Below are 22,372 nucleotides of genomic sequence, written 5' to 3'. Positions count from 1 at the left end.
CCACAACGAACCGCACCAACCCTGAAAGGGTTGAATCCAGGTCGGGTATTCGTATTGAACCCTTTCAGGTTCGGGCGTCGTGTGTGTGTTCTTCCTGCCCCGGATGGCATCCGGGGCTAATGATGAAAGCCCGTTGGGCTTTTTTCTGGGACGGGATGATGGATGGGGACAGAAATCAGGCGTTTAGCCTCCTTTGATGTTTAGAAAAAAAACATCAATCTGTTTTTAAATAAAAGAACGTTCGTTTATTTTTGTTCTCATTATGCGGTTACGAGACGAAACAAAAGAGCGGACCATCCGCGAAAAAGCCATCGAGATGATTGTGCGGGAGGGATTCGACGGCCTGAGTATGCAGAAACTGGCGAAGGCTGCGGGCGTTTCTCCGGCCACGATCTACATCTATTTTAAAGACCGGGAAGACCTGATCCGGCAGATTTATTACGATGAAATGCTAACCATGAGTACCGAAACGCTCGCCGGTTTTGATCCCGGGATGCATTTCGAGGAGGGAATGCGCGTGCAGTGGATGAATCGCGCGCAGTATTGCCTGAAATACCCACTGCGGATGCATTTTATGGAGCAGATGCGCCATTCGCCGTTCCACGAAAAATTTCAGGGCGACGCCCGGAATCCATTTTCGACCGCCATGAAGACATTTGTGCTGAATGCCATCGAGCGAAAGGAGCTGATCAAATTACCGCTTGAAGTCTATTGGTCGGTTGCCTATGCGCCTTTGTATCAACTGATTAAGTTTCATCAATCCAAGGCCGGTATGCCAGGGTGGGGAACGTTTGTGCTCGATGAAAAAACGCTGGAAAAAACACTGGAACTGGTTCTGAAAGCCCTGCAGCCCTGATTGCTTACCTTACTGAACGGATTATGAGACCGGACCCGGTTTTAATCCTGAATTAACCTCAGAAGACTAAATTGCTCTTGAAATCAAACGATATGACTACGGCCCAACCAACAACGCCTTTTACGACCTACGAAAAAGCCATCATTGCGATGCTGGCCTTCATCCAGTTTACGGTGATTCTGGATTTTATGGTGCTCTCGCCCCTGGGTGCCCAACTGATGATGGAATTGAACATTACGACGGCCCAGTTTGGTTGGGTGGTGTCGGCCTATGCCTTCAGTGCCGGAATTGCCGGTTTGCTGACCGCCGGGTTTGCCGACCGCTACGACCGGAAAAAACTGCTGCTGTTCTTTTACACCGGGTTTGTGTTGGGTACGCTCCTGTGCGGCATTGCCCCGGACTACCACTTCTTACTCATGGCCCGCATCGTCACCGGGATTTTCGGGGGTGTCATCGGATCGATTGGCTTTGCGATCATCACCGATCTGTTTTCCTTTCAGATGCGGGGTCGGGTGATGGGCGTCGTTCAATCGGCGTTTGCGGCCAGTCAGGTGCTGGGCATTCCGGTGGGATTGTATCTGGCCAATTCGCTGGGCTGGCATTCGCCTTTTCTGCTGATTGTGGGCGTTAGTGTGGTGGTCGGGCTGGCGATTGTCGTATACATGAAGCCGATCACGGCCCACCTGAAACTCAAATCGGAGCGGAATCCGTTCCAGCATTTGCAGCATACGGTTTCCCGTTCGAGCTACCTGCGCGGTTTTGCCAGTACCGCACTGCTGGCCACGGGCGGTTTTATGCTCATGCCGTTCGGGAGTGCTTTCGCCATTCATAACCTGGGCATTCCGCAAACCGACCTGCCGCTGATCTACATGGTCACCGGCATTTCGGCCATGATCATCGGCCCGTTTTCAGGACGGCTGAGCGACAAAATCGGCAAATTTCCCCTGTTCACGTACGCGTCAATCTGGGGAATGGTGGTCGTCATCGTCTATTGCAACCTGGGCATAACACCCCTCTGGCAGATCATGGTCATCAACGTGCTGCTGTTTGCCGGGATTTCGGCCCGGATGGTTTCGTCGTCGGCCCTGGTTTCGGGCATTCCCGACCCGCAGGATCGCGGGGCCTACATGGGCATTAACTCGTCGGTGCAACAAATTTCGGGCGGTATTGCCTCCCTGATTGCCGGACTGATCGTGGTGCAGGGCAAGGATGGTTCGCTGGGGCGATACGATATGCTGGGTTATATTGTAGCCGTAACGATGGCGATAACAATTGTGATGATGTATTTCATCAACCAGTATGTCGTGAAGAAACAGGCGGCTGAAGCGGCAAAGGGCTCGTCCGTAGTGGGCGGGCAACCGGTGCCAACGCGTTAATCCGTGACCAGTTCCGCCACCCCCACGCAAAAATCGGCCGCACCGTAATACACCAGAATCCGGCCATCGGGCATTCGGACCCAGCCGTTGGTGAAAACGACATTCGGAAAAAAACCGGTTTTCTCCCATTCCAGCTCCGGCACCATCAAGGGGCTGGTCGAACGGTCGAGAATGCAGGTGGGGTCGTCGCGGTCGAGCAGGGCCAGGGCGAGGGAATAGGCGTGGTCTACGCTGGCACCGTGGTAGCAAACCAGCCAGCCTTCGTCGGTGAGCAGCGGTTCGGGACCGGCCCCAATTTTGAGGTGTTCCCAAGGCGTTCCGGCAGCTCCGAACAAAAACCGGTGGTCGCCCCAATGCACGCCGTCCGGCGACCGCGCCAGCCAGACCGACGGTTTTCCGATGTCCGAAACCATCGGCCGGTGCAGCATATAATAAAAACCGTTGATCTTCTGGGGAAACAGACAGGCGTCCTTGTTCGGGGGCGGGATGATCATGCCTTTCCGTTCGAAGGTCACGAAGTCTTTCGTGATAATCAATCCCACACCGGGACCGTTTTCCGAAACCGCCGTGTAGGTGATCCAATACTGGCCGTCCAGAAACGTAATCCGGGCATCTTCCACCCCGAACGATTCGTCGGCCCGCTCCGGGAAAATAAACGGTTTCTCGTCCACCGTAAAGCGAATACCGTCTTTGCTCCGGGCCAGTCGCAAATGACTCAGCGAGGTCAGATAGGCCTGATCGCCGATTTGAACGACGCGCGGATCGTAATCGCCTTCCGGTTCAGGAAAGGTTTTAATCACCAGTTGAAAAAGACCCGCCTGTTGCTGCACGATTGGGACCTGAATGAAACCCGGTTTAAGGTCAACGGCTTCGGCCACGCGCAGCAGCAACAGAATTTCATCGCCAAACCGACAGGCTGCCGGATTGAAGGCCCCCATCACCCGAAACTGCGGATGCGACGGTTTGACATCGGCCGCCGTCAGAATGGGTTGATCCGACAACCGGCGGAGTTGGTAGTTTTTCATCTCAGGGGTTGGCCGTCATGTACTCTTTCGGATGACCTTTTTCCGGTTTGATCGAATGGGCGTAGGTCGTCAGAATGTTGACAATAATCTCCGTCATATACTCCCGTTTGTTGAACACGATGTCGTGGCGGTTTTCCGGCAACAGAAACTCCTTAGACTGAGCGTTGACGAGATGGGAACGCCCAAACGAGACGTTGGTTGGGTATACCAGTTCGTCGCGCTGGCCGTGCAGAAACGTCACTCCGGCTTTGATTTTCGACCAGTCGGGCAGGATTTCGGTCAACGCCTGGCGGTGGGCCAGTTTTTCGTCGTTGGCCAGCAGCAGGAGCGGGGGAATGAGCCAGCGCAAAGGCGGTTTGTCGATGAAATGACTAATGGGATACGTGCGTTCCAGACCCGGCCCCAGTGCGGACGATACAAACACTACCTGATCGACGGCATCGGGGTTGTTCATGGCCAGCCGTGCCGCCACCGAACCGCCATAGGACGACCCGACCAGCATCAGAAATGACGCTTTCCGGTACCGGTCGATCAGCGGCTGAAGCAGTTGGGCCTGTTTGACGATCGAGGTTTCGACCCGGCCAAAATCGGAATACCCGTAGCCCGGCCGGTCGACCGCTACCAGGTGGGCGCGGTTGAGCAGGGTTGTATCTTTGAAAAATTTCTTAAAAAAAGACAGCGAACTCGGTGCCCCATGAACGAAAAGAACCACGGGCAGGGTGTCCTGACCAGCCTCGTCGGTTTCCAGATAGCGAATGGTTCGGTCCCGGATATGGTACCGGTGTACCACGGTCTGAACGGGGCTGTTGCGAAAACTTTCGGCCAGTTCTTCGTCACTATCCCGCGATTCGACCCAATGGGCTGCGGTTAATAAGCCGGCACATACGATAACGATGATGAGTAAAGTCCAACGGAGGACGCGCAAAAATAACTTCATACGTATATAACGAACGCCGACGCGCTGAGGTTTTCTGAAGCACGGTTTTTACGCAATGATTCTTTTTGAAACGGGTTTCGGAGGATGGCCCCTTTGCTGCCGGGGAAGGTCGCGCAAACATTCCGGCCGGAGTAGGGTTATTTCCTGAACAAGCACGACAATCTGACCCCATGAACAATCAGGATTCCGCACTGCCCAAAACCGAAGAAGAGATCCACCGCGATGCCATTGGCCTGGAAATGAAACCCGAGCTGATGAACCCCGCCGATTCGCCCCAGGAAGACGAAACCGATACGCTCGAACCCGATGGAGGGGACGATGGCGAAGATACCGAACCCGGAACCGGCGTGTCGATTGGACAGGCCGGTTCCCGGGCCTTACCGGTGTAAGAGTACCCGACCGCTCATCGCTTTTTGATCGGTTTTGAGGTGAATAAAATGCATGCCGACTGCGTTCTGACTGAGGTCAACGGTTTCTTCCTGCGGTCGCCCGGTTCCCAACACGTCCTGCTGGTGCAACGTTCGACCGTATAAGTCCGTCACACTCAGCCGGGCTTTTTCATTTTCGGCCAACTGGAAGCGGGCCGTTACCCGTCCAGTGGTGGGGTTGGGCGTCAGAGACAGTTCCGACAGCATCTCGCTGTCGGCCCCCGCTCCAATTCGTTGGCCGGGGGCGCAGTTGATCGTTTTGGGCGACCAGATCAGAATGTAACTTCCGCCCTGAACCCGACCCCAGATGGTGCGGGTCTGGTTGTTTTTCAGGTTCTGCGGTACGGTAAACGCGTAGCCGTGAATGCCGTTTCCCTTCCCGGCATTTTTTAAATCCTGCCGGAAGATATCGGCCGAAACCGTTCCGGCAACCTGCGCCGTTGCGACCGTACTGCCTTCCAGAAAATCAATCGTGACGACGGCATTGGGCCGATCCCGGTTCCAGATCCAGCCGGAGATTGTTGAGCAGTTGACCACATCCAGATAGCCTTCGAAATTGCCGGTAACCGGAACCGGATTGACGGTTAACGTCACAGTCAGATTGGTTTTGGCATTTTTATTGTCCGTCGCCGAGTAGGTCAGCGAATGGGTGCCGGTTGCCGTGGGAGTGCCGCTCAGGACACGGGTGCCGGTATGAAAACCGAGCCAGGCCGGCAATCCCGTTACGGCGTAGGATAACGACCCATTTTCGGGATCGGAGAAAGCCGCCAGCGTCGTGGTGAAGGCCTGCCCGATTGTGGCCGTCAGAGAGGCAATGGAAGGCGCAACCGGAGCTTTGTTGGCAGGCGTTGCATTGTTGACCGTCATGCGAACCGTCATCGGAACGGCTACGGTTCCGTCATGGGCCGAATACGTCAGACTGAAAGAACCGGCCTGGGTTGGTGTTCCGTTCAGGACGCGGGTCGAAGCATTGAATGAGAGGCCCGGAATCGTTCCTGCAACACTGTAGGTCAGCGGGTTGTTGTCGGCATCGCTAAAGGGAGCCAGCGTGGTGGTAAACCCTTGTCCCACCGTGGCCGACAGCGTCGCGATGGAAGGGGCTACGGGAGCCTGGTTGGTTGGGGGTGGGGGCGTGGTGGTACTTTCACAGGTCAGCGACTTGGGTGACAGCCGCAGCACGTAGGCTGAACCTTCTACCCGCGCCCAGATTTTGTGAGCCTGGTTATCTTTCAGACTCTGGGGAACTGTGAAAACATAACCATGATTTCCGTTGCCTTTTCCGGCGGTTTTCAGATCCTGCCGAAACACGTCTGCCAGTATCGTATCCACCAGCCTGGCGGTTTCGAGTGTCGCACCGTCCAGAAATTCGACCGTAAGCGGTAGATTCGGTCTGTCCCGGTGCCATACCCACCCCGAAAAAATATCGCAGTTGACCGTCGACAAATACCCGTCGTAGCCCGCCAGACTCAGCGCAGGCGCGGTCGCCGTGTTCGAAACCGTGACGGTCACATCAACGCGTTCTTCCAGATTTTGAGCGTCCGTTGCGGTATAGGTCAGGCTAAACGTCCCGGCTGTCGTGGGCGTGCCGCTCAAAACCCGGCTGGAGGCATTGAAGCCCAGACCCGGTACGGTTCCCGACAAGGTATACGTCAATGTCCCGTTTTCGGGGTCTGTAAACGGGGCCAGCGTGGTGGTATACAGTTGCCCAAGCGTGGCGGAAACCGAGATGGGCAATGGCGCTACCGGCGGTTGATTTACGGCTGGTGGATTGGCGACAACCACGGTGACAGAGGTGGCGACCGATCCGGTTCCGTCGTTGGCGGCATACGTTAAACTGAACGTTCCGCTGGTGGTTGGTGTGCCGCTCAACACCCGGTTGCTGGCACTGAATCCCAGACCCGGCACCAAACCCGTCAGGCTGTAGGTCAGCGGGTCACTGTCGACGTCGGAAAAGGCAGCCAGTGTGGTTGAGAACGTCTGCCCGACCGTTGCACTCAGCGAAGCCAGGGTTGGTGGTACCGGCGGGGTGTTGACGACGGGAGGGCTGGCGACCGATGCACTGATAACCACCGAAGTGGAGATGGTTCCGTCGTTGGCCGAATAGGTCAGGCTGAAGGTTCCGGAGGTTGTGGGCGTACCACTCAAAACGCGGGTGGTCGCATTGAATCCCAGTCCCGGCGGTATCGAACCCGTCAGGCTGTAGATCAGCGGGTTGCTGTCGGCGTCGGTGAAAGGGGCCAGTGTGGTCGAAAATAACTGCCCGACCGTCGCACTCAGCGAAGCGATCGCGGGCGCAACCGGGGGCATGTTAGCAGGCGGGGGTGTTTCCGTGCCTTCACACGTCAGGGTTTTGGGCGACCATTTCAGGGTGTAAATGCCCTCGGCCCGGCCCCAGATCGTGTGTGTTTGGTTATCTTTCAAACTCTCCGGCACCTTGAACCGGTACCCGTGTGCGCCATTGCCTTTTCCGGCGGTTTTGAGATCCTGCCGGAAAAAATCGGCTACGACCGTTCCTATGAGACTGGCGGTTTCCACCGTCGGCCCTTCCAGAAACTCGATCGTTACGGCATAATTGGGCCGATCCCGGTTCCAGGCCCAGCCCGTAATGCTATCGCAACGGACCTTGTCCAGATAACCGTCATAGACATTCAGGTTGTTATTGATCAGAATCGACAGGGTGGCGGTAGTGGAAGCTCCTTCCGTGTCGGTCGCTTCGACTACCAACATATACGTGCCTGCCGTCGTGGGCGTTCCGCTCAACAGCCGCGTCGTGGGGTTGAAGCTCAGGCCGGCGATGGTGCCGCTGAGGGCATGAGTCACGGTTCCGCCTTCAGGATCGGTGAACGCCGGAATCGTGTAGGTATACGATTTGCTGACGATGCCGGAAGGTGGGCTAAAACCGGGCGCCACGGGTGCCCGGTTTTCATAATTGCCGGGTGCCGACAGGAAATCATACGAGCCGGAGCCCACCTGAAACAGGGCACGACCGTCTTCCATTCGCAGGAACGTAACCCCCGTTGCGTTTTCGGCGGGCTGGTTGCCCTCCCGAACCGACGCCAGATTGTCGGCGGGAATCGAAACCAGGGCCGTTGTGTTACCGGGTACAGTTATTTTCCAGCGGAATTGCTGATTCGTAACGGTCCAGTCACTGGCAATGGGTCCGTAAGCCGAAGTGAACGTGGAATTGACCCGGTTCAGATCGCCCGATGGAACGGGACGCATCACAATGGATTTGAAACCGGCTTCCCCGGATTTGATGCCTGCCAGGTTCTCGTACATCCAAATGGGTAAGTCGCCCAGCAGCATAACGTGATTGCCCGAATTCATGAAGGCCGGAGCCTTGTTGCCGTTCCACAATTCCCAGGTCGTTGTGGCACCGTTCTGTACCATATACCCCCAGCTTGGATAACCGGTATTGGTTGCCAGCCGCATCGCCAGATCCGGGCGTCCGTTGGCCGTCAGGGTTCGCATCAGCCATTGGGTTCCAACGACGCCAGTACTGATGTGACCGTTGAATCGCCCCTCGATGACCGCCGTAATCTGGTTGAAAACCGCCGACCGCCGATCGTCGGGAACCAGCCCGCAGGCCAGCGCCACGAGGTTGGCCGTCACCGTATTGTTGTCGTATTGATTCGTAAGGGGATTCAGAAATTTCTGGTTGAAGGCCGTCCGAACCAGTGCCGCCCGGCTGCTGAAGGCCGCCCGGTCGGCTTCGTTGCCGGTCATCACCGCAAACCGTTCCATGAGTTTCAGGACGTAAAAATAATAGGCGGTATTCATCAATGTCCCGTCCGTTCTCCGGGTAGGGTCTTCCGTTTTGGTGAGGTACATCGACTCCGGCGGCAAGGCCCAGTCGCCGTATTCATCCGCCTGCTGAATGTAATCGGTGCTGTATTTTTCGAGATACGAAACCCAGCGTTTCATCGACGCATAGTGCTTCCGAATCGGCTCGTCGTCGCCAAATTGCTCATACAACATGTTGGCGACCAGGACATAGGCCGAAGGCCAGGTTACACTGGGGGTGGCGTATTTCCAGTAGCTGGGCACAATGTCGGGAATGCCGCCGTCCGGTTTCTGCGCACTCTCGATGTCGTCCAGCCACTTGGCATACAGACTCTGGTTGCCATACATGAAACTTTCGCCGGTCGAAACCGTTGCCCGGTCGCCGAGCCAACCCTGCCGTTCGTCGCGCTGCGGACAGTCGGTCGGAATGCCCCGGTAGTTGCCCCGAACCGACCAGAGGGCATTGCTGTAAATCCGGTTCAGCAGGTCGTTCGAGGTGGTCAGCGTTCCGGTTTGAGGCAGGTCGTCGTGCACCACCCGGCCCTCCAGCGATTGTGCCGTTGGTGTGCCGGGGTAGCCGCTCACTTCGACGTAGCGAAAACCGTGGTACGTAAACCGGGGCTCCCAGATTTCTTCGTCCCCTCCTTTCAGCGTATACAGGTCCTTCGCTTCGGCCGTCCGCAGGTTGTCGAGCATCAGGGTGCCATCGCTTTTGATGTTTTCGGCAAACCGCAGCGTTACCTGCGTTCCGCGGGTGCCCTGCACCTTCAGCCGGGCCCAGCCCACCATGTTCTGCCCCAGGTCAAAAACGTATTTCCCCGGTTCGGGTTGCTGAACCGCAACCGGCGTCAGGGTTTGAATCACGCGGATGGGCGGGTTGGTTTGCGATTCGAGCCGACTGGCCGGGGCATTGACGGTTGCCGCCGTGAGCCAGTTCTCAGCGTTGTAACCCGTTTTATCCCAGCCGGTTAGTTCACGGGTAGCGTCGTATTCTTCGCCATCAAATTCGTTGTTGGCCCGGATAGGGCCATCGGCGGTCACTTTCCAGGTATTGTCACTCACGATTTTTTCGGTCGTTCCATCGGTATAGGTTACCTCGATTTGCAGCCGCAGCTTCGGATAACCGTAGTGGGTCGTTGCCGGCACCTTGGGTTGTCCGACCCGCATGGCAAAATAACGGCCGTTGCCGAGCGTGACGCCGAAGGCATTATCGCCCGATTGGAGGTAGGTCGTGACGTCCAGGGTGTTATACAAAACCCGTTTGTCGTATTCGGTCGGCCCCGGCGCCAACACGGCGTCGCCCACTTTTCGGCCGTTCAGCGAGAGTTCGTACAGCCCCACGCCACTGATGTAGGCTGTGGCCTGTTTGATGGGTTTGGAAAGCGTAGCCTGTTTTCGGAAATACCGCGCCGACAGCCGGGTGTTGACGGCTTTGGGCGCATCCCACTCAAAAGCCTGCTCCAGGCCGATCCACTGCGCCGTCCAGTCGGCGGTTTGCAGCAGGCCCATCGACCACCGCGCCGGAGAACTCCAGTTGGACTCGACGCCGTCTTTACTGCGGACTTTGACCTTCCAGAAACAGTTCTGGCGACTGGTCAGCGTCTGGCCCGCGTAGGCAACCCACTGCGAACGGTCGCTGGTTACCAGGCCGGAATTCCACAAATCACCCTCGTTCTGATTGAGTTTTTCCAGCGTCGACGCGACCAGAATCTGGTATTTGTCCTGCTTCAGATTCCGTTGATTGCTGGTCAGAATCCAGCTTAGGCGGGGAGACGACCCGGTGATGCCTTCGGGATTGGTCAGGTTTTCGGTGTGTAGATCGGAGATTGAAATGCTCCGCTGCGCCAGGGCGGGAAACGACAGGCAGAGTACTAGTCCGTAAAGAATCCAATTCATAGACTTCCGTTTAAATTCGTAAGATGGTGTTGCATTCGGTTCGTACAATTCTCCCACCGGGGTGGGACCCGGCACACAAAAGGCCGGATTCTGAAATAATAACCAGACAAATACTTATTGTTTATTCTTTGTTTATATAAGTTACATCAATAGTTATTCCAAAAATTGTCAGACAAACGGGTTCGTCTGAATTTCACGGACCTATCCCTATGAATTGGGTTTTATAGCCCGAAAAGTAGTATTTTTTAGAGAAAATAAGGGGATTAATTCAGACAATAATACAATAAATGAACGAATAAACGTTTCTTCGGGTGACTAAATTATCAGACGGTAAAAATCCGGGCTTTCTGGACGTTTTGGGGCTTATTTTGAATCTAGGCAGTTATTACTTACCTTCCAATCGATAGAAGCGGTTTTGCCGCCGGGGACGATTCGTTCGGGCCGGGGTACTTGCCGGGTCGCTGCGGGTGGCTCCACGCGCTTCTCGCAACGCATTTGTAACCACCGAGATGGATACCCTGCTTTTTTGTTTTGCCAACGACCGGGATCATCCGTTGCCGTCTCTGCGGGATGAAGACGACGGCATCGACCGGTTGCTGGATTTACGGAGTAGTCAAGGCCACTTTCAAAAAGTGCGGGAGTCGTTTGCAACCACCAGTTCGGTGGCCGATAAACTGACAGCCTACCAGAACACGCTGAGTCTGTTTCATTTCAGCGGTCATGCCGGTAGCACGGTTTTGCAACTCGAAGATAGCGTGGCGCGGGGCGTAGGCATTGCCCAGTTGCTCGGTCGTTGTCCAAACCTCAAGCTGGTTTTCCTGAACGGCTGCTCCACGCTCCAGCACATCCGGCTGCTGGCGGCCCAGAACGTAAAAGCGGCCATCATTGCCACCAGCACCCCGATTGAAGACAAAGCCGCATCGGCTTTTGCCCTCACTTTCTACCGCGCGCTGGCCAACCAGCATTCGGTGGAAGAAGCGCTGGACAGGGCCCAACTGACCTTGCAGGTCAGCGAAGCAACGACCATTCAGGTGGTCGACCGCGCAATGATCGACCTGTCGGAGGAGGAAGTTACGCGGAACCTCTGGTATTTTCACCGCCCGTCCGACGAAGCCGTCCGCTGGGAGTTGCCCACGGCGGCCGAGCAAACCGCTGTCGAATACAAGCCGAACACCGCCTTGCGCAACGCCCTGTTCAATGCCCTCAATAAATACGAACCAAGCTTGCGGGACAAGTTCATGCAGGTCAGCAAGCAGTCGCCGGAATCGCAGATTCTCTGGATCAACGACGCTATTCTGAGTCGTCTGCCGTATCCGATTGCCGAACCGCTCCGCCGGTTATTCACGCCCCCGTTCAGCCCGGAAGGCAAGAAGCTGCCAATTCCGAGTACGCGCGAACGGCTGCTGAATTACACGGCCTTGTTCGAGTCCGCTTTTGATTTACTGATGATTACGCTGCTGGCTCAGGTGCTTGACCGGCTGATCCGGTATCGAAAAGAAGGAGCGGAACCCCCGATGACGGCGGAAACCACCGCCCTGTTGCAGCGGCTGGTGACGGAAGGCTGGTCGAACCTGGAACCGCACCAACTGGAGCGATCCCTTCGACAATTGAGCCAGTTTCTGGCCGATAGTCAAATTAAACTTTTTATCCCGGAAATGCAGGAACTCGCCCGTCAGTTCGATGAACGGGAGACGTTTTACGAATGCTTTCTGTTTTTCGATGACTTGCGCCGGCGGCTGGCGGGCAACGCCGGGGTCGCCAATATTCCGTCGCTTTGTCAGGTGGGCGAGGATCAACTGGTGGAGTTGTGCAAACGGCTGGGTTTCTGGGCGAACTACCAGCTTGAATCCTATAAAAACATTCGGGTGGTACGTTTTTTTTACCGCCAGGAAGAATACAAACACGAAAAGGCGGTTTTACGAACCACCCAGAATCCGTACGAAGACAAATCATTTCAGGAGATCAACCTGACCAATCCGTGGGCGTCGCAATCCGTGCTGCTGGTAAAAGTTCGGCGGGAAACCGCCACGGGCGAAACCGAAGTCGCTGATTTCCTGAATCTTTCGCCTTTGTTGATCGACCAGAATGTCTACATCAAAAGCAACGTTTTCGATCCGTATAGTTTTCATTCGTCCCAACCCGGAACGCTGCAGTTCAAGCACATCGCCCGGCCCGAAGATCCGCTGTTGAGCGTGTCGTTCAAGCCCAGTGAAACGGAACTGCTTCAGAAGCAGGATTTTACGACCCTGCGCGAACAGTTCAGTACCGTGCTGGCGCTGCTCTCGTTACCCGATCCGCTGGCGACCGCCGAAAACGAACCGAACCCTTCAAATACCGATACCAACATCGATCTGCTTTCTCTGTCTGACTAAACCATGCCCGCCCACCCGTCCGTAAGCAGTCCATTTAAATTTCTTGACGCCTACACAGCCGCCGACCAATCCCGGTTTTTTGGTCGGAATGCCGAGCAGAAACGGCTCGTCGAACTCCTCTTTCGGTCCCGGCTGGTGCTCGTCTACGGGCCGTCGGGCACCGGGAAAACCAGTCTGGTACAGTGTGGACTGGCGAAAGCGATTCCGGCGTCTGATTATTTTCTGGTGTCTATCCGGCGTCGGGGCGATTTGCGGCAGACGCTGGTGACGATCCTGAGCGGTATGCTGGAAGAAACCGCCCTGACCGATCCGGTGGCCCTGGTTGCGGAATGTATTCGCTACGTGCTGCGTCCGATCTATCTGGTTTTTGACCAGCTCGAAGAGCTCTTTATCAGCGGCACGGCGGAAGAACAGCAGTGGTTTGCCGGTTTTTTGAAAGCGATCGAACATTCATCGATTGCCTGCAAAGTGATTCTGGTCACGCGCGAAGATTTCCTGGCGTTTCTGTATACCTACGAGGAACAACTGCCCGGTTTGTTCGATTTTCGGATGCGGGTAGAACCGATGAGCGAACGGAATCTGGAAGAAGTGATTGTCGGCACGTTCAGCCAGATCGATACGGTTCGGCTGGTGGAAGAACCCCGGACGGTCAGGCTCATTCTGGAAAACAACCGCAGTTCGGCCAATTCGTTTCAACTCCCTTACCTTCAAGTATATCTGGATCGGCTCTGGCGGCTGGAAAACGAAAAAGAACCTGAGCCACCAGTCTGGATCACCCCGGCTCTGGTGGAGGAGGTGGGCCGGATCGACGATGTGCTGGAGCTTTTTCTGGCCGAACAGAAGAAATCCGTCACCGATTTGCTGGCCCCGGACGAACAACCCGCCGTGAGTCTGGTGCTTGAAACCTTTGTGACGTACGAAGGCACCCGCCGGGAACACCGTCTGGCATCGCTCGAAGAAGCCACGCGCCTGCCCGTTCCGCTGCTCCTGCGAATATTGTCCGAACTGGAACGCACGCGGCTGGTTCGCCCGGACGAAGGAACTTACGAACTGGCCCACGACAGTCTGGCCAAGGTGATCGACAAGGGGCGTTCGGCCGAACAGCGGCAAATCAACGACATCATCCGGCGGCTGAAAGACGCGTATCGCGAATACATGGAGAAAAACCAGGCCGAGGATTTGCTGCTCTCTTCGCGCCGACTGTCCGAAATCCGACTCTATGAAAAAGCCGTGCATGACGAACTGGATCGCAGCCTGGAGAAGCCCGAAAGCTACGCCAAATGGGCCTATATCGAAGCCAGCCGCGCCTTTCAGAAGCGAGAACAGCGCCGGGAACTGGAGGAGCAGCAGCGGAAAAATGCAAGGCTGAAACGCACTGTAGCTGTTGTGTCGGTGTTTCTGGCGGTGGCGCTGGCGTCGGTCTGGTTTGCAGTCAATCAATGGGGCAAAACCAACCGCACCCGCGTCGTGTTGCAGGCCGAAGGCATGGATCCCGTGCAGGCTTTGGTAACAGTGGCTGGTGCGTATGAGCAGGACCCGAACGAATTGAACCGGAAAGCTCTCTACAACCATTTTTACAACCACCGCTTGTATGCGTCGAAGCTGGAACTGGGAGGGATGCCGATTCGGGATGCTGATTTTTCGGAGGATGGCAGGTATGTGCTGACCACCACTGAGAGCAACCTCGTTCACCGCTGGGACCGGAGCGGGAAAAACCTGAAGGTCGATAAGCTGGAAATTCCCGGTATTTACCTGTCGGTCGAACTGGCTCCCGATAACCGGCGCGTGTTGGCCTTGACGGAGCCGGGGAACGTTTTTCTGGGCAACTTCGAGGATCAAACGCTCAAACCGGTCGGTGCGGACTCTAAGGTATTTTTTGCTGAATTTTCGAAGGATGGCCAGACGATTTTAACGGTCAACAACGAAGGGACGGTGACGCTCTGGACGGAGAATGGCAGCAAGGCGGAGGTGCTGACGGCCCTGCCACCGATGGAACTGGCGGCCTATTCGCCGGATGGATCGATGATCCTGGGTTTTCCGAAACCGAAAATGGCACCGGGGAACATGCAACTGAGCAACCAGATTCTGCTGTGGGACCCGCTGGGAAAGCGGTTGCTGGATTCGGTTCGCTTTCCCGATGTGGTTTTTTGGGCGGAGACGATTGAGAGCGGGCGCATTCTGCTCGTTGGAACCAGCGATGGCCGCGTGTTTCGCTGGGATCGGAAAACCCGGCAAATACGCCCTCTGCAGCAGCCTGGCGGGGATTTTCAATTTCCTAATCTCAAGCTTTCGCGCGACGGTCATACCCTGGCCGCCGGTGTCGGGCAGGCCATTTACTGGTGGAATTCGGAAGGGAAACTGGTCGATACGCTGAAAGTAGATCGGCTTCTGCAGTCGATAGAAATCTCCCCGGATGGCCGGATGATGCTGACAGTTGCCGGTACGGAAGTTGAGCTGTGGGATCAGGAAAAACAATCCAAAGGCGTTTTATCGCATTCGGCAGCCGTGTCAACGGTGGCTTTTGCGCCCGATGGAAAATCGATTCTAACCCGAACGGAAGACGGTAAAGCGTTTCTCTGGAATTGGCAGGATGACCGGTTGCTGGAATTGCCCCACGAAGAGATCGTTCTGGACGTTTCGGTTTCGGCCGACGATCAGACGCTGGTGACATTGACCATTGAAGATCAGGTAGTTTTCTGGAACCGGGAAGGGTTGCCGATCGATTCGGTACTGGCTCCGTTCGGAACCGTTAGTGTTTTGGCGTCCGTCGACGCCCGGCACCTGTTGCTCGACATCCCGGACACGAATGCCGTGGTCTGGAACCGGTCCCAACGGCGGATGAGGCCGCTGGCTGGTGAGTTCGTCACGGCCTCGGCCGACCGGAGTACGTTTCTGACGCGCACGAAAACCGGGAAGGGCTATCTCTGGAATTTCGAAGGCGAGCGAATCGACAGCCTGCCAATGAATGTAAATGAGCATCTCATTTATTTGTCGGAAAATGGGCAGGAAGCGGTGATCCGGTCGCTGCGCTCACGGCAGTCGACGAGCGGCAGGATGCACGTCTGGAGCCGCAAAGACCGGCGGCTCCTGGCGTTGCCGGGAAACCACCTGCAGGCCACGATTTCACCGGATGGAACGACGGTTTATGCCCTGACCGAAGGCAGCAATGACACCTTGTCGGGCTGGAATCAGCAGGGGCAGTCCATTCTGTCGCAATCCCTGCAATCCGGACGGTTTACCGCCGGATATGAAATCCGGTCTTTTGCCCTGTCGCCCTCCGGTCAACGGGCGCTGATGACACAGGCGGGTGAAAATCAGGCTTTTTTGTGGAATGTAAAAACAAAGACGTTCCGTTTGCTAACGCACGGCAAGGAAGTGGAAAACGCCGGATTTTCACCGGACGGAGCCCTCATCGCTACGTTTCAGGGCGACGGTAAATCGTTTTGGTGGGACACCGACGGGCAGCGGCTTCTCGACTGGCGGGGCACTGTGGACCAGTTCAGTTTTTCAAAAAGTGGAGCCCTCTATGCGGCCATTCAGGGTCGCCGGGTAGCGGTTTGGCCCGGCCCGGGTTTTATCACCGCGTGGCTTGATGAGCATATTCCGGAAGCTGAACGACAGACGATTTTGGCCGATGTGAAAAAACAATACCGGCTGCAAACCTCGTTTTGGGAGGCCATCTGGCAATCGTTCCGGGAGTAAGAAAGAGGCTGGATTTTAAAAATCAGGGGCAAAACGGGTAAACCTCTTTTTTCGCCGGTCTTTTCACTCTGATTGGGCCTAAATTGCCCAATTACACAAAAGTCATTGTATCCGAATCCCCGATTCCGTACCTTAATTCGCAGAAAATCTGTCTATTCCTATGAAACCCTTCGTTGGCCTGGTTTTGTTATGCCTTTGGGTGGCATGTTTGCCAGCGCGCGGGCAGTCGGTGGTGGAGCCGCTCGTTCAGTTCAGGAGCGATTCGATTCCGGCGATGGCGTTTAGTGTGACAGGCTCCGGGCGGCATTTCAACCGGTTTTATCCCATCGATGTCGATAACGTCAAACTACGCATCGGCGACACGCTGCAGGTGAAGGTGACCCCCATCAAATCGAACCGCAACCTGATCATTTCCATCCGAAACTGCTACGGAAACTGCACCATCGACGAGCGGGCCACCAGCGGATCGAAGACCACGGCCTACTCCGTTTTGTCGGCCAACGTCGACACCCTCAAGGAGTTAACACTAAAAGTGCCGATCACCCCAACCGTTGCGTTTACCGACAATACCGGCAACAAACTGTCGCTGGATAACGCGGGTCTGAAATTCATTTTCGTTTACATTTCAAACCCGAACATGGCCCTGGCGGAGTATGACCTGGAACTTTCGATCATTCGAAAATCCGAACGGAACAACGAATATCCGCTGCCCGCCAAAGTGAAACGGCCGACCATGGCGACTGCCCGCTACCACGCGGTTTTGATTGGTGTCAACGATTACAGCGATGCCCGGATCAAACTCAATCGACCCCGCAGCGACATCGCCCGGCTGGACAGCGTATTGCGGCAGAAATACGAGTTCACGTCGATCATCAACCTGCCCAATGCCACCAAAAAAATGGTGAAAGACACGCTGACAGCGCTTTCCTACCGGCTGCTGAGCGATGATAACCTGCTGATTTTCTTTGCGGGACACAGCGTCAGCACCGACGAGAATACCGGTTTCTGGGCCTTGCAGGATACACAGCAGGAAGATCTGGACAGCTATTTGTCAAATGCCGCGCTGGTGTCTATTCTGAACGAAATGCGTACCCAACATCTGTTGCTGGTGGTCGATGCGTGTTTCGGAGCCACGGTGGTGTCGTATCAGGTGATGACCAACCAGAAACTGCAGACCTGGGAAGAAAAGTACACCCAGAAAAGCCGCAAAGCCATGAGTTGCAGCTCGTTGGAAGAAGTGCCTGACAACAGCGTCTTTCTGGATTATTTCATCAAACGGCTGGCTATGAACGGGGAGGAGTATCTGCCATCGGAGGAATTGTTCGACAGCCTGAAAAATGAGGTTCACAACCGAACGCAGATCCGGCAAAAACCGACCTATGGACACATCAAAGGCTCGACGCCGGGAGCGGGGGATTTTATGTTCAAACGCAAACTGCGGTTAGCCGTCAAATCGGAATGAAACTGCTGTTGCTCATCGGCTTTTTGGGGTGCAGCCTTCCGGTGGTGGGAAGCCGCGTTTGGGCGGATTCCAGCCGGGCCAGGGGCGATACGCTGGAAGTGAGCTACATCAAGGTGTTTTTTATCGACGCCCCCGTGCCCGATTCGAGCCGCAAAGTGACGATCAGCTACAGCCAGAAAAGCATTATTCTGGTGAATGATTACGGCAAACCGGCAATGCTCGAAATCAGCCGGGACATGAAACAGTGGACGGCTTTTACGATCAAGGCCAACAACGTGAGCATTTATCCCACCAACAGCACCCAGCTTTTCGTCCGGCTGAAAACCGACCCCGTTCGGAGCAATAAATACACCGTCCGCCGGGGATCGCGCTACCGGATTTACCTCGGCACGGATGGAAAGCTGGCGCTTAATCCGGAGGACTAAACCTGCCGTTTTTTCTCCAGTGCCGTTTACCGACGAAAAACCGTGCGAGAGCGGACCAGCCCAAGCCCAGTGGCTGCCACCGAAACCAGCGGAAAACCGGGTTCGACAGCGAGGATGACGGTGTCTTTTTTGCGAGCGTCATCGTTTCCGAAATCAGTTGCTGAAGTTCGGTTTCGGGCAATGACGCGTCCTGAATTTGCAAAGCCGCAACCACCGTGCGGGCCAGCTTCAGATCCGCAACCCGGTCGGGGTTGGAGACCTGCCAGATGTACCAGAACGCATCGCTCTCCGGCGTGGGTTGCAACACCCACTTCCGAAAGGTCTCATTCCATATTAGTTTTTCAATGTTTGGGGCGTATTGCTGTGGCATTCGTGGCGTATTTGCTGTTTGAGACCAAAGACGGGTTGGGAGCGCAGATACCGGTTTTCCTGCAATTATTTTGTTTGATCGGTCTTTTATCGCGGATCAAGACCCTGAACAACCAGGCGTCAAGACATAACCGACAAAATGCCACTGTTTTTTTCAGACAGTAGTGACTTTCACCTGCGGGTTACGTCCTAATCGCAGAATGTCTGATAAATCAATAATTGATACAAGTATGAATACAAAACAAAACCGGCTTCTGACCGGCATCGGACGACTGGTGTTGTCGGCTTTTCTATGCATTTCGGTTAGCCTAGCTTCGTCGAAGGGGCAATCTTTAATCGAAAGCACTCCTTTGGAAGTCAATGATGTTCCCTATCTCAAAGATCAAAGTCCGTCATTAACCATGCATAACTGGACCAGTTCGAGTGTGGTTGCAATTCGAAGACACGCCGACATTCTGAATCGATACACACCTTTAAGAGGTACGGCATTTTTTATTATAACGGATCCGCGTCTGGACCACTATTGTTTGCTGACAGCGGCTCACGTTTTGAATAATGCGGATGAAACCTGGTCACTAACGAATGAACTCACGGATATTGATTTCAACTTTCGGACAACATTTAACAATGCAGCCGGTTCACGAACGAATCCAACTCAATATACCACCCTCGCAAGCAGACCGATTTCTGTGACAGTAGCGGGAGCGGCTTACAAGAGGAATTTTGTTGTGGCAGGCAGTCTCGACTGGCAGGATTACGCCATTATAAAAGTCCCGAAAGAGGGCATGATTGGTGTTGCATTTATGCAGCATGCCGTTCAATTTCTAAGCGATATTCCAACGACCCGTCTCAATGCTGATGCCTATAAGTCAATCTATGTAGTTCATCATGGAAACTTGAGACCTCAGCAAATTTCAACCCGTACAGCAGAACAATTTCAAAAGGGCTCCTGGTTATATCCTCATCAGTTTTCAGCCATAAACTTTCCTGGACTCTATCCCGGTTCTTCGGGATCTCCGCTGGTCTTACCTGTCGGAACCGGTGGTGTGCTGGGAGCGGCCATCGGTATTTACACTGGTTACAACAACAATGCCACGCCTGGGGAGCATGTTTTTCAGAAATTAACGGACATCAATTCGGCACTGCTTACCCATTGTTTGGGTAATCTTAAAAAAGAAGAATGGGAAAAAGGCAAGGTCATCGTTCCACTTTCAGAGAAGGCCCGCAAGGCGCTTGTTAACACGTGTAGTGCCGTGAATACCGCATTTTCGGAACTTCGCGCCGGGCTGAATTCCTGCATTGGAAGGATTAATACCGGCGCTACTGTTCAACCCACGGCGGTTATTGCCACAGTGGAAACCTGTATGCGCTATGGAACATCCCTTTCCGCTGATCTGAATGCCAACAAATCGGACGATATTATCAAAGCAGACATTGAAAAGTTTGTTTTTCAAAGTACCGTTTTAACCCAGCAACTGGAACGTTTGACACTGGAAGATAGAAATCCCAATTTTGCTCTTCAGGATACGAAGCAAACACTGCTCGATGCCATCGGCAGCATGGGCAAATTCGCCTACTTCAACTCCAAGCCACAGGCTAACGATTATAATTTCGCCATCAAAAAAATAATCGAAGTTCTGGGGCCAATTGCTTTTCAGCTCATCAGCTCGGAAGTGTCGGCTTTTACCAATACGATGCTGTATTATGCGGGGGGGTATGATTTGGCAAATAACCGTGCCAAACGGGACGTGTCTCTCGAACCGACTATCATGCAGGCACCTGACGAACTCGACATGTTGCATACAAGGGTAATTCAGGTAGCTAATACCATGGGAGACCTGCTCCATTATTACGGCAAAGCGGATCCTAAATACGTTGATTTTTACAGGGGCTTGGCGTATTACTATCAGGATCTGCCCAAACGCTCTGATCGCTATTTACTTTATGAGTATTACCGTGATGAATACGAACTGGTCAATTTGATTCAGAAAGCGATACAAACCGATCTGGCCACTTTTCTTAGAAATGTGCCTAAGCCATATGCAAAAGATGTTCAACAATGTTATGATCGGTTAACGAAAGATAATAGCCAGCTTAGTGTAGCGCTCACTGCTTTAAAAGGAAAGGATTATCCGCATAGTTTTTTAACTATCAAAAAAAACACCCCATTTGCGTACGCAAATTTATTTTACAATGCCGATCGGTTGTCAGATTTTCCGGTTCCTGTTGGAATTCCCCAATTATCGTATTCGGATTTAATATCCGTCGATTTAAATAACATTCAGGATGAACCAATGTACAACCAGGGTGCAATCGGTAAGGTGTCGGTCGATGGAAAAGAAACCGTCGAACATCCAACCGGCATAGATATTTACAAGACGCCGAAATTATCCTGGTATACGACCCGATTCAAGGTAAGAGGTAGTTTCTCCCTGTATCAAATCGAACACGTATATCATCCTTATTTTGAAGCGTACATGAAAGCCAATCAGACGTATCCATCCCGATCGGGACGTTTATTCTATGATGTGAATCAGCTATCACCGATAAGCTTTACAAATACCTTTAATTTGGCCAAAGTTCCGGCAAATCAATCACTTATTTCAGGTGATCAATTCAATTTTAACACCTACACAGAGACGCAGTTACTGCCAGCTCCCGAATATTCGGCAAACCCCGGCTCAACGGACAGAATAGTACAATTTGAAGTATCCTCACCCAGCATTCTCTTATACCTGAAATCGTATCAGGCGGTGAGAGAAGTTTGGTATACAGGCCCCTATTTAAGAACGATCCTGCACAACGATACCGGACCTTTCCCATCGACTGGAAATCCCTCCTTAAGTGATAATCTTATGGCCCTTCAGTCGTGGGCAAAATCAAATATCGGGCTGAATTACAAGGTTAATTTTAATGATAAACTGTACTGGGATTTTTCTTTTCCAATAGCATTGCCAGTTGAAGAAGAGCAATTATACACTATAAAATCTCGGCAGAATCTGAAGTATTTGACTGCTGATGGAACGGGCCTTAATCAGCTTAATCCTCCTCTGAATATCAATTATTATTGGAAATTCGTCCTAAATGCCGACGGGAGTTACTGCATCAAATCGGCATCATCCGGATTATTTATTGACATAAACGGAGCGTCAACTGCCGATGGTACCGATTTGATTTTGTATAAACCTACTTATGCAAATAACCAAAAGTGGATGATAAATGCGTCTCAAAACGCACCGGGTTGGACAATCTTTAGCTCTTTAATGCCAGTTACTCCGTCCAAACGAATAACGTCGAAAAACAGTATCTTGCGGGCCTTCTCGTATGCCGCCAATAATCAGCTCGATCAGGACTGGCTGATTGAGCCGGTAAAACCTAACGGTGCTCGTGTGACCTCGCAGTTTGCGCAGGTTAAAAGGGTTGAGGAAGGTATTTTGCCAACTTTACAACCCAATCCGGCAACCGATCAGGTGCAACTGAATCTGCCATCCGGTTATGAACAGAGCGAAATCAGTATTTCGACCATTAACGGAGCAAACCTGACTCTACCGATTCAAATCCAGCAGAATAAGTGGTTAATCGATGTGCGGCAATTGCCAACGGGTATGTATCTGCTTCGGGTACAGTCGAAAAATAAACCGCAGCGGGTTCTGAAGTTTATGAAGAAATAACGAAGTTAACACGAGTCCAATAACTATGAATGAAGCGGACAGCAGGTTTCCTGCTGTCCGCTTCGAATTT

12 protein-coding genes are annotated in these 22,372 nt (G+C 53.7%); 8 read left to right on the top strand and 4 right to left on the bottom strand.

Features of this window, described 5'->3' with window-relative positions; translation table 11 throughout:
* The first annotated feature begins 262 nt into the window (after positions 1–262).
* Positions 263–856 carry a TetR/AcrR family transcriptional regulator gene (locus F0P93_RS22230; protein ID WP_150879941.1) on the top strand — a complete coding sequence of 198 codons (594 nt, stop codon included), beginning with the start codon at positions 263–265 and terminating at the stop codon, positions 854–856.
* Positions 857–948: 92 nt separating this feature from the next.
* Entirely contained in the window at positions 949–2,232 is a 1,284-nt protein-coding gene (locus F0P93_RS22225; protein ID WP_150879940.1) for an MFS transporter, read from the top strand.
* Here F0P93_RS22225 and F0P93_RS22220 read toward each other — a convergent pair.
* Positions 2,229–3,257: a glycoside hydrolase family 130 protein gene (locus F0P93_RS22220; protein WP_150879939.1), complete on the bottom strand. Its 1,029-nt coding sequence runs from the start codon at positions 3,255–3,257 to the stop codon at positions 2,229–2,231. The two genes, F0P93_RS22225 and F0P93_RS22220, sit on opposite strands and share 4 nt — an antisense overlap.
* Position 3,258: 1 nt before the next feature.
* A complete protein-coding gene (locus F0P93_RS22215) occupies positions 3,259–4,194 on the bottom strand; it encodes an alpha/beta fold hydrolase (protein WP_150879938.1) in 936 nt (311 codons plus the stop codon).
* A 170-nt stretch (positions 4,195–4,364) separates the two neighbouring features.
* On the opposite strand from F0P93_RS22215, the gene F0P93_RS22210 reads away from it, so the two are divergent.
* A complete protein-coding gene (locus F0P93_RS22210; protein ID WP_150879937.1) occupies positions 4,365–4,583 on the top strand; it encodes a hypothetical protein in 219 nt (72 codons plus the stop codon).
* Here the strand turns inward: F0P93_RS22210 and F0P93_RS22205 are convergent.
* Positions 4,572–10,301, bottom strand: a complete 5,730-nt coding sequence (locus tag F0P93_RS22205) for a family 78 glycoside hydrolase catalytic domain (protein WP_150879936.1) — start codon at positions 10,299–10,301, stop codon at positions 4,572–4,574. The genes F0P93_RS22210 and F0P93_RS22205 overlap by 12 nt on opposite strands.
* Positions 10,302–10,810: 509 nt before the next feature.
* On the opposite strand from F0P93_RS22205, the gene F0P93_RS22200 reads away from it, so the two are divergent.
* From F0P93_RS22200 to F0P93_RS22185, 4 genes are all read left to right on the top strand, one after another.
* Entirely contained in the window at positions 10,811–12,673 is a 1,863-nt protein-coding gene (locus F0P93_RS22200; protein ID WP_150879935.1) for a CHAT domain-containing protein, read from the top strand.
* A 3-nt stretch (positions 12,674–12,676) separates the two neighbouring features.
* Positions 12,677–16,375 (top strand): NACHT and WD repeat domain-containing protein, encoded by a 3,699-nt coding sequence (locus F0P93_RS22195; RefSeq protein ID WP_150879934.1) that lies wholly within the window; start codon positions 12,677–12,679, stop codon positions 16,373–16,375.
* Positions 16,376–16,535: 160 nt separating this feature from the next.
* Positions 16,536–17,837 (top strand): caspase family protein, encoded by a 1,302-nt coding sequence (locus tag F0P93_RS22190; RefSeq protein ID WP_150879933.1) that lies wholly within the window; start codon positions 16,536–16,538, stop codon positions 17,835–17,837.
* Complete coding sequence (locus tag F0P93_RS22185; RefSeq protein WP_150879932.1) at positions 17,834–18,262, top strand: hypothetical protein; 429 nt, start codon at positions 17,834–17,836, stop codon at positions 18,260–18,262. The genes F0P93_RS22190 and F0P93_RS22185 overlap by 4 nt, the downstream gene beginning before the upstream one ends.
* On the opposite strand, the gene F0P93_RS22180 is transcribed toward F0P93_RS22185, so the two are convergent.
* Positions 18,246–18,632 (bottom strand): hypothetical protein, encoded by a 387-nt coding sequence (locus tag F0P93_RS22180; RefSeq protein ID WP_150879931.1) that lies wholly within the window; start codon positions 18,630–18,632, stop codon positions 18,246–18,248. The genes F0P93_RS22185 and F0P93_RS22180 overlap by 17 nt on opposite strands.
* Before the next feature lie 229 nt (positions 18,633–18,861).
* On the opposite strand from F0P93_RS22180, the gene F0P93_RS22175 reads away from it, so the two are divergent.
* Positions 18,862–22,302: an RICIN domain-containing protein gene (locus F0P93_RS22175; protein ID WP_191908888.1), complete on the top strand. Its 3,441-nt coding sequence runs from the start codon at positions 18,862–18,864 to the stop codon at positions 22,300–22,302.
* Positions 22,303–22,372: the final 70 nt, after the last annotated feature.

This window comes from Larkinella humicola (assembly GCF_008727875.1).
Taxonomy (GTDB): Bacteria; Bacteroidota; Bacteroidia; order Cytophagales; family Spirosomataceae; genus Larkinella; species Larkinella humicola.
The sequence above is the reverse complement of the archived record's forward strand: the minus strand, read 5'-3'. Positions and strand labels throughout refer to the sequence as shown.

Bases quoted from the DNA above. Each gene is read 5' to 3' on its own strand.
- F0P93_RS22230 (WP_150879941.1), top strand. From the start codon at position 263: ATGCGGTTACGAGACGAAACAAAAGAGCGGACCATCCGCGAAAAAGCC.
- F0P93_RS22225 (WP_150879940.1), top strand. From the start codon at position 949: ATGACTACGGCCCAACCAACAACGCCTTTTACGACCTACGAAAAAGCC.
- F0P93_RS22220 (WP_150879939.1), bottom strand. From the start codon at position 3,257: ATGAAAAACTACCAACTCCGCCGGTTGTCGGATCAACCCATTCTGACG.
- F0P93_RS22215 (WP_150879938.1), bottom strand. From the start codon at position 4,194: ATGAAGTTATTTTTGCGCGTCCTCCGTTGGACTTTACTCATCATCGTT.
- F0P93_RS22210 (WP_150879937.1), top strand. From the start codon at position 4,365: ATGAACAATCAGGATTCCGCACTGCCCAAAACCGAAGAAGAGATCCAC.
- F0P93_RS22205 (WP_150879936.1), bottom strand. From the start codon at position 10,301: ATGAATTGGATTCTTTACGGACTAGTACTCTGCCTGTCGTTTCCCGCC.
- F0P93_RS22200 (WP_150879935.1), top strand. From the start codon at position 10,811: ATGGATACCCTGCTTTTTTGTTTTGCCAACGACCGGGATCATCCGTTG.
- F0P93_RS22195 (WP_150879934.1), top strand. From the start codon at position 12,677: ATGCCCGCCCACCCGTCCGTAAGCAGTCCATTTAAATTTCTTGACGCC.
- F0P93_RS22190 (WP_150879933.1), top strand. From the start codon at position 16,536: ATGAAACCCTTCGTTGGCCTGGTTTTGTTATGCCTTTGGGTGGCATGT.
- F0P93_RS22185 (WP_150879932.1), top strand. From the start codon at position 17,834: ATGAAACTGCTGTTGCTCATCGGCTTTTTGGGGTGCAGCCTTCCGGTG.
- F0P93_RS22180 (WP_150879931.1), bottom strand. From the start codon at position 18,632: ATGCCACAGCAATACGCCCCAAACATTGAAAAACTAATATGGAATGAG.
- F0P93_RS22175 (WP_191908888.1), top strand. From the start codon at position 18,862: ATGAATACAAAACAAAACCGGCTTCTGACCGGCATCGGACGACTGGTG.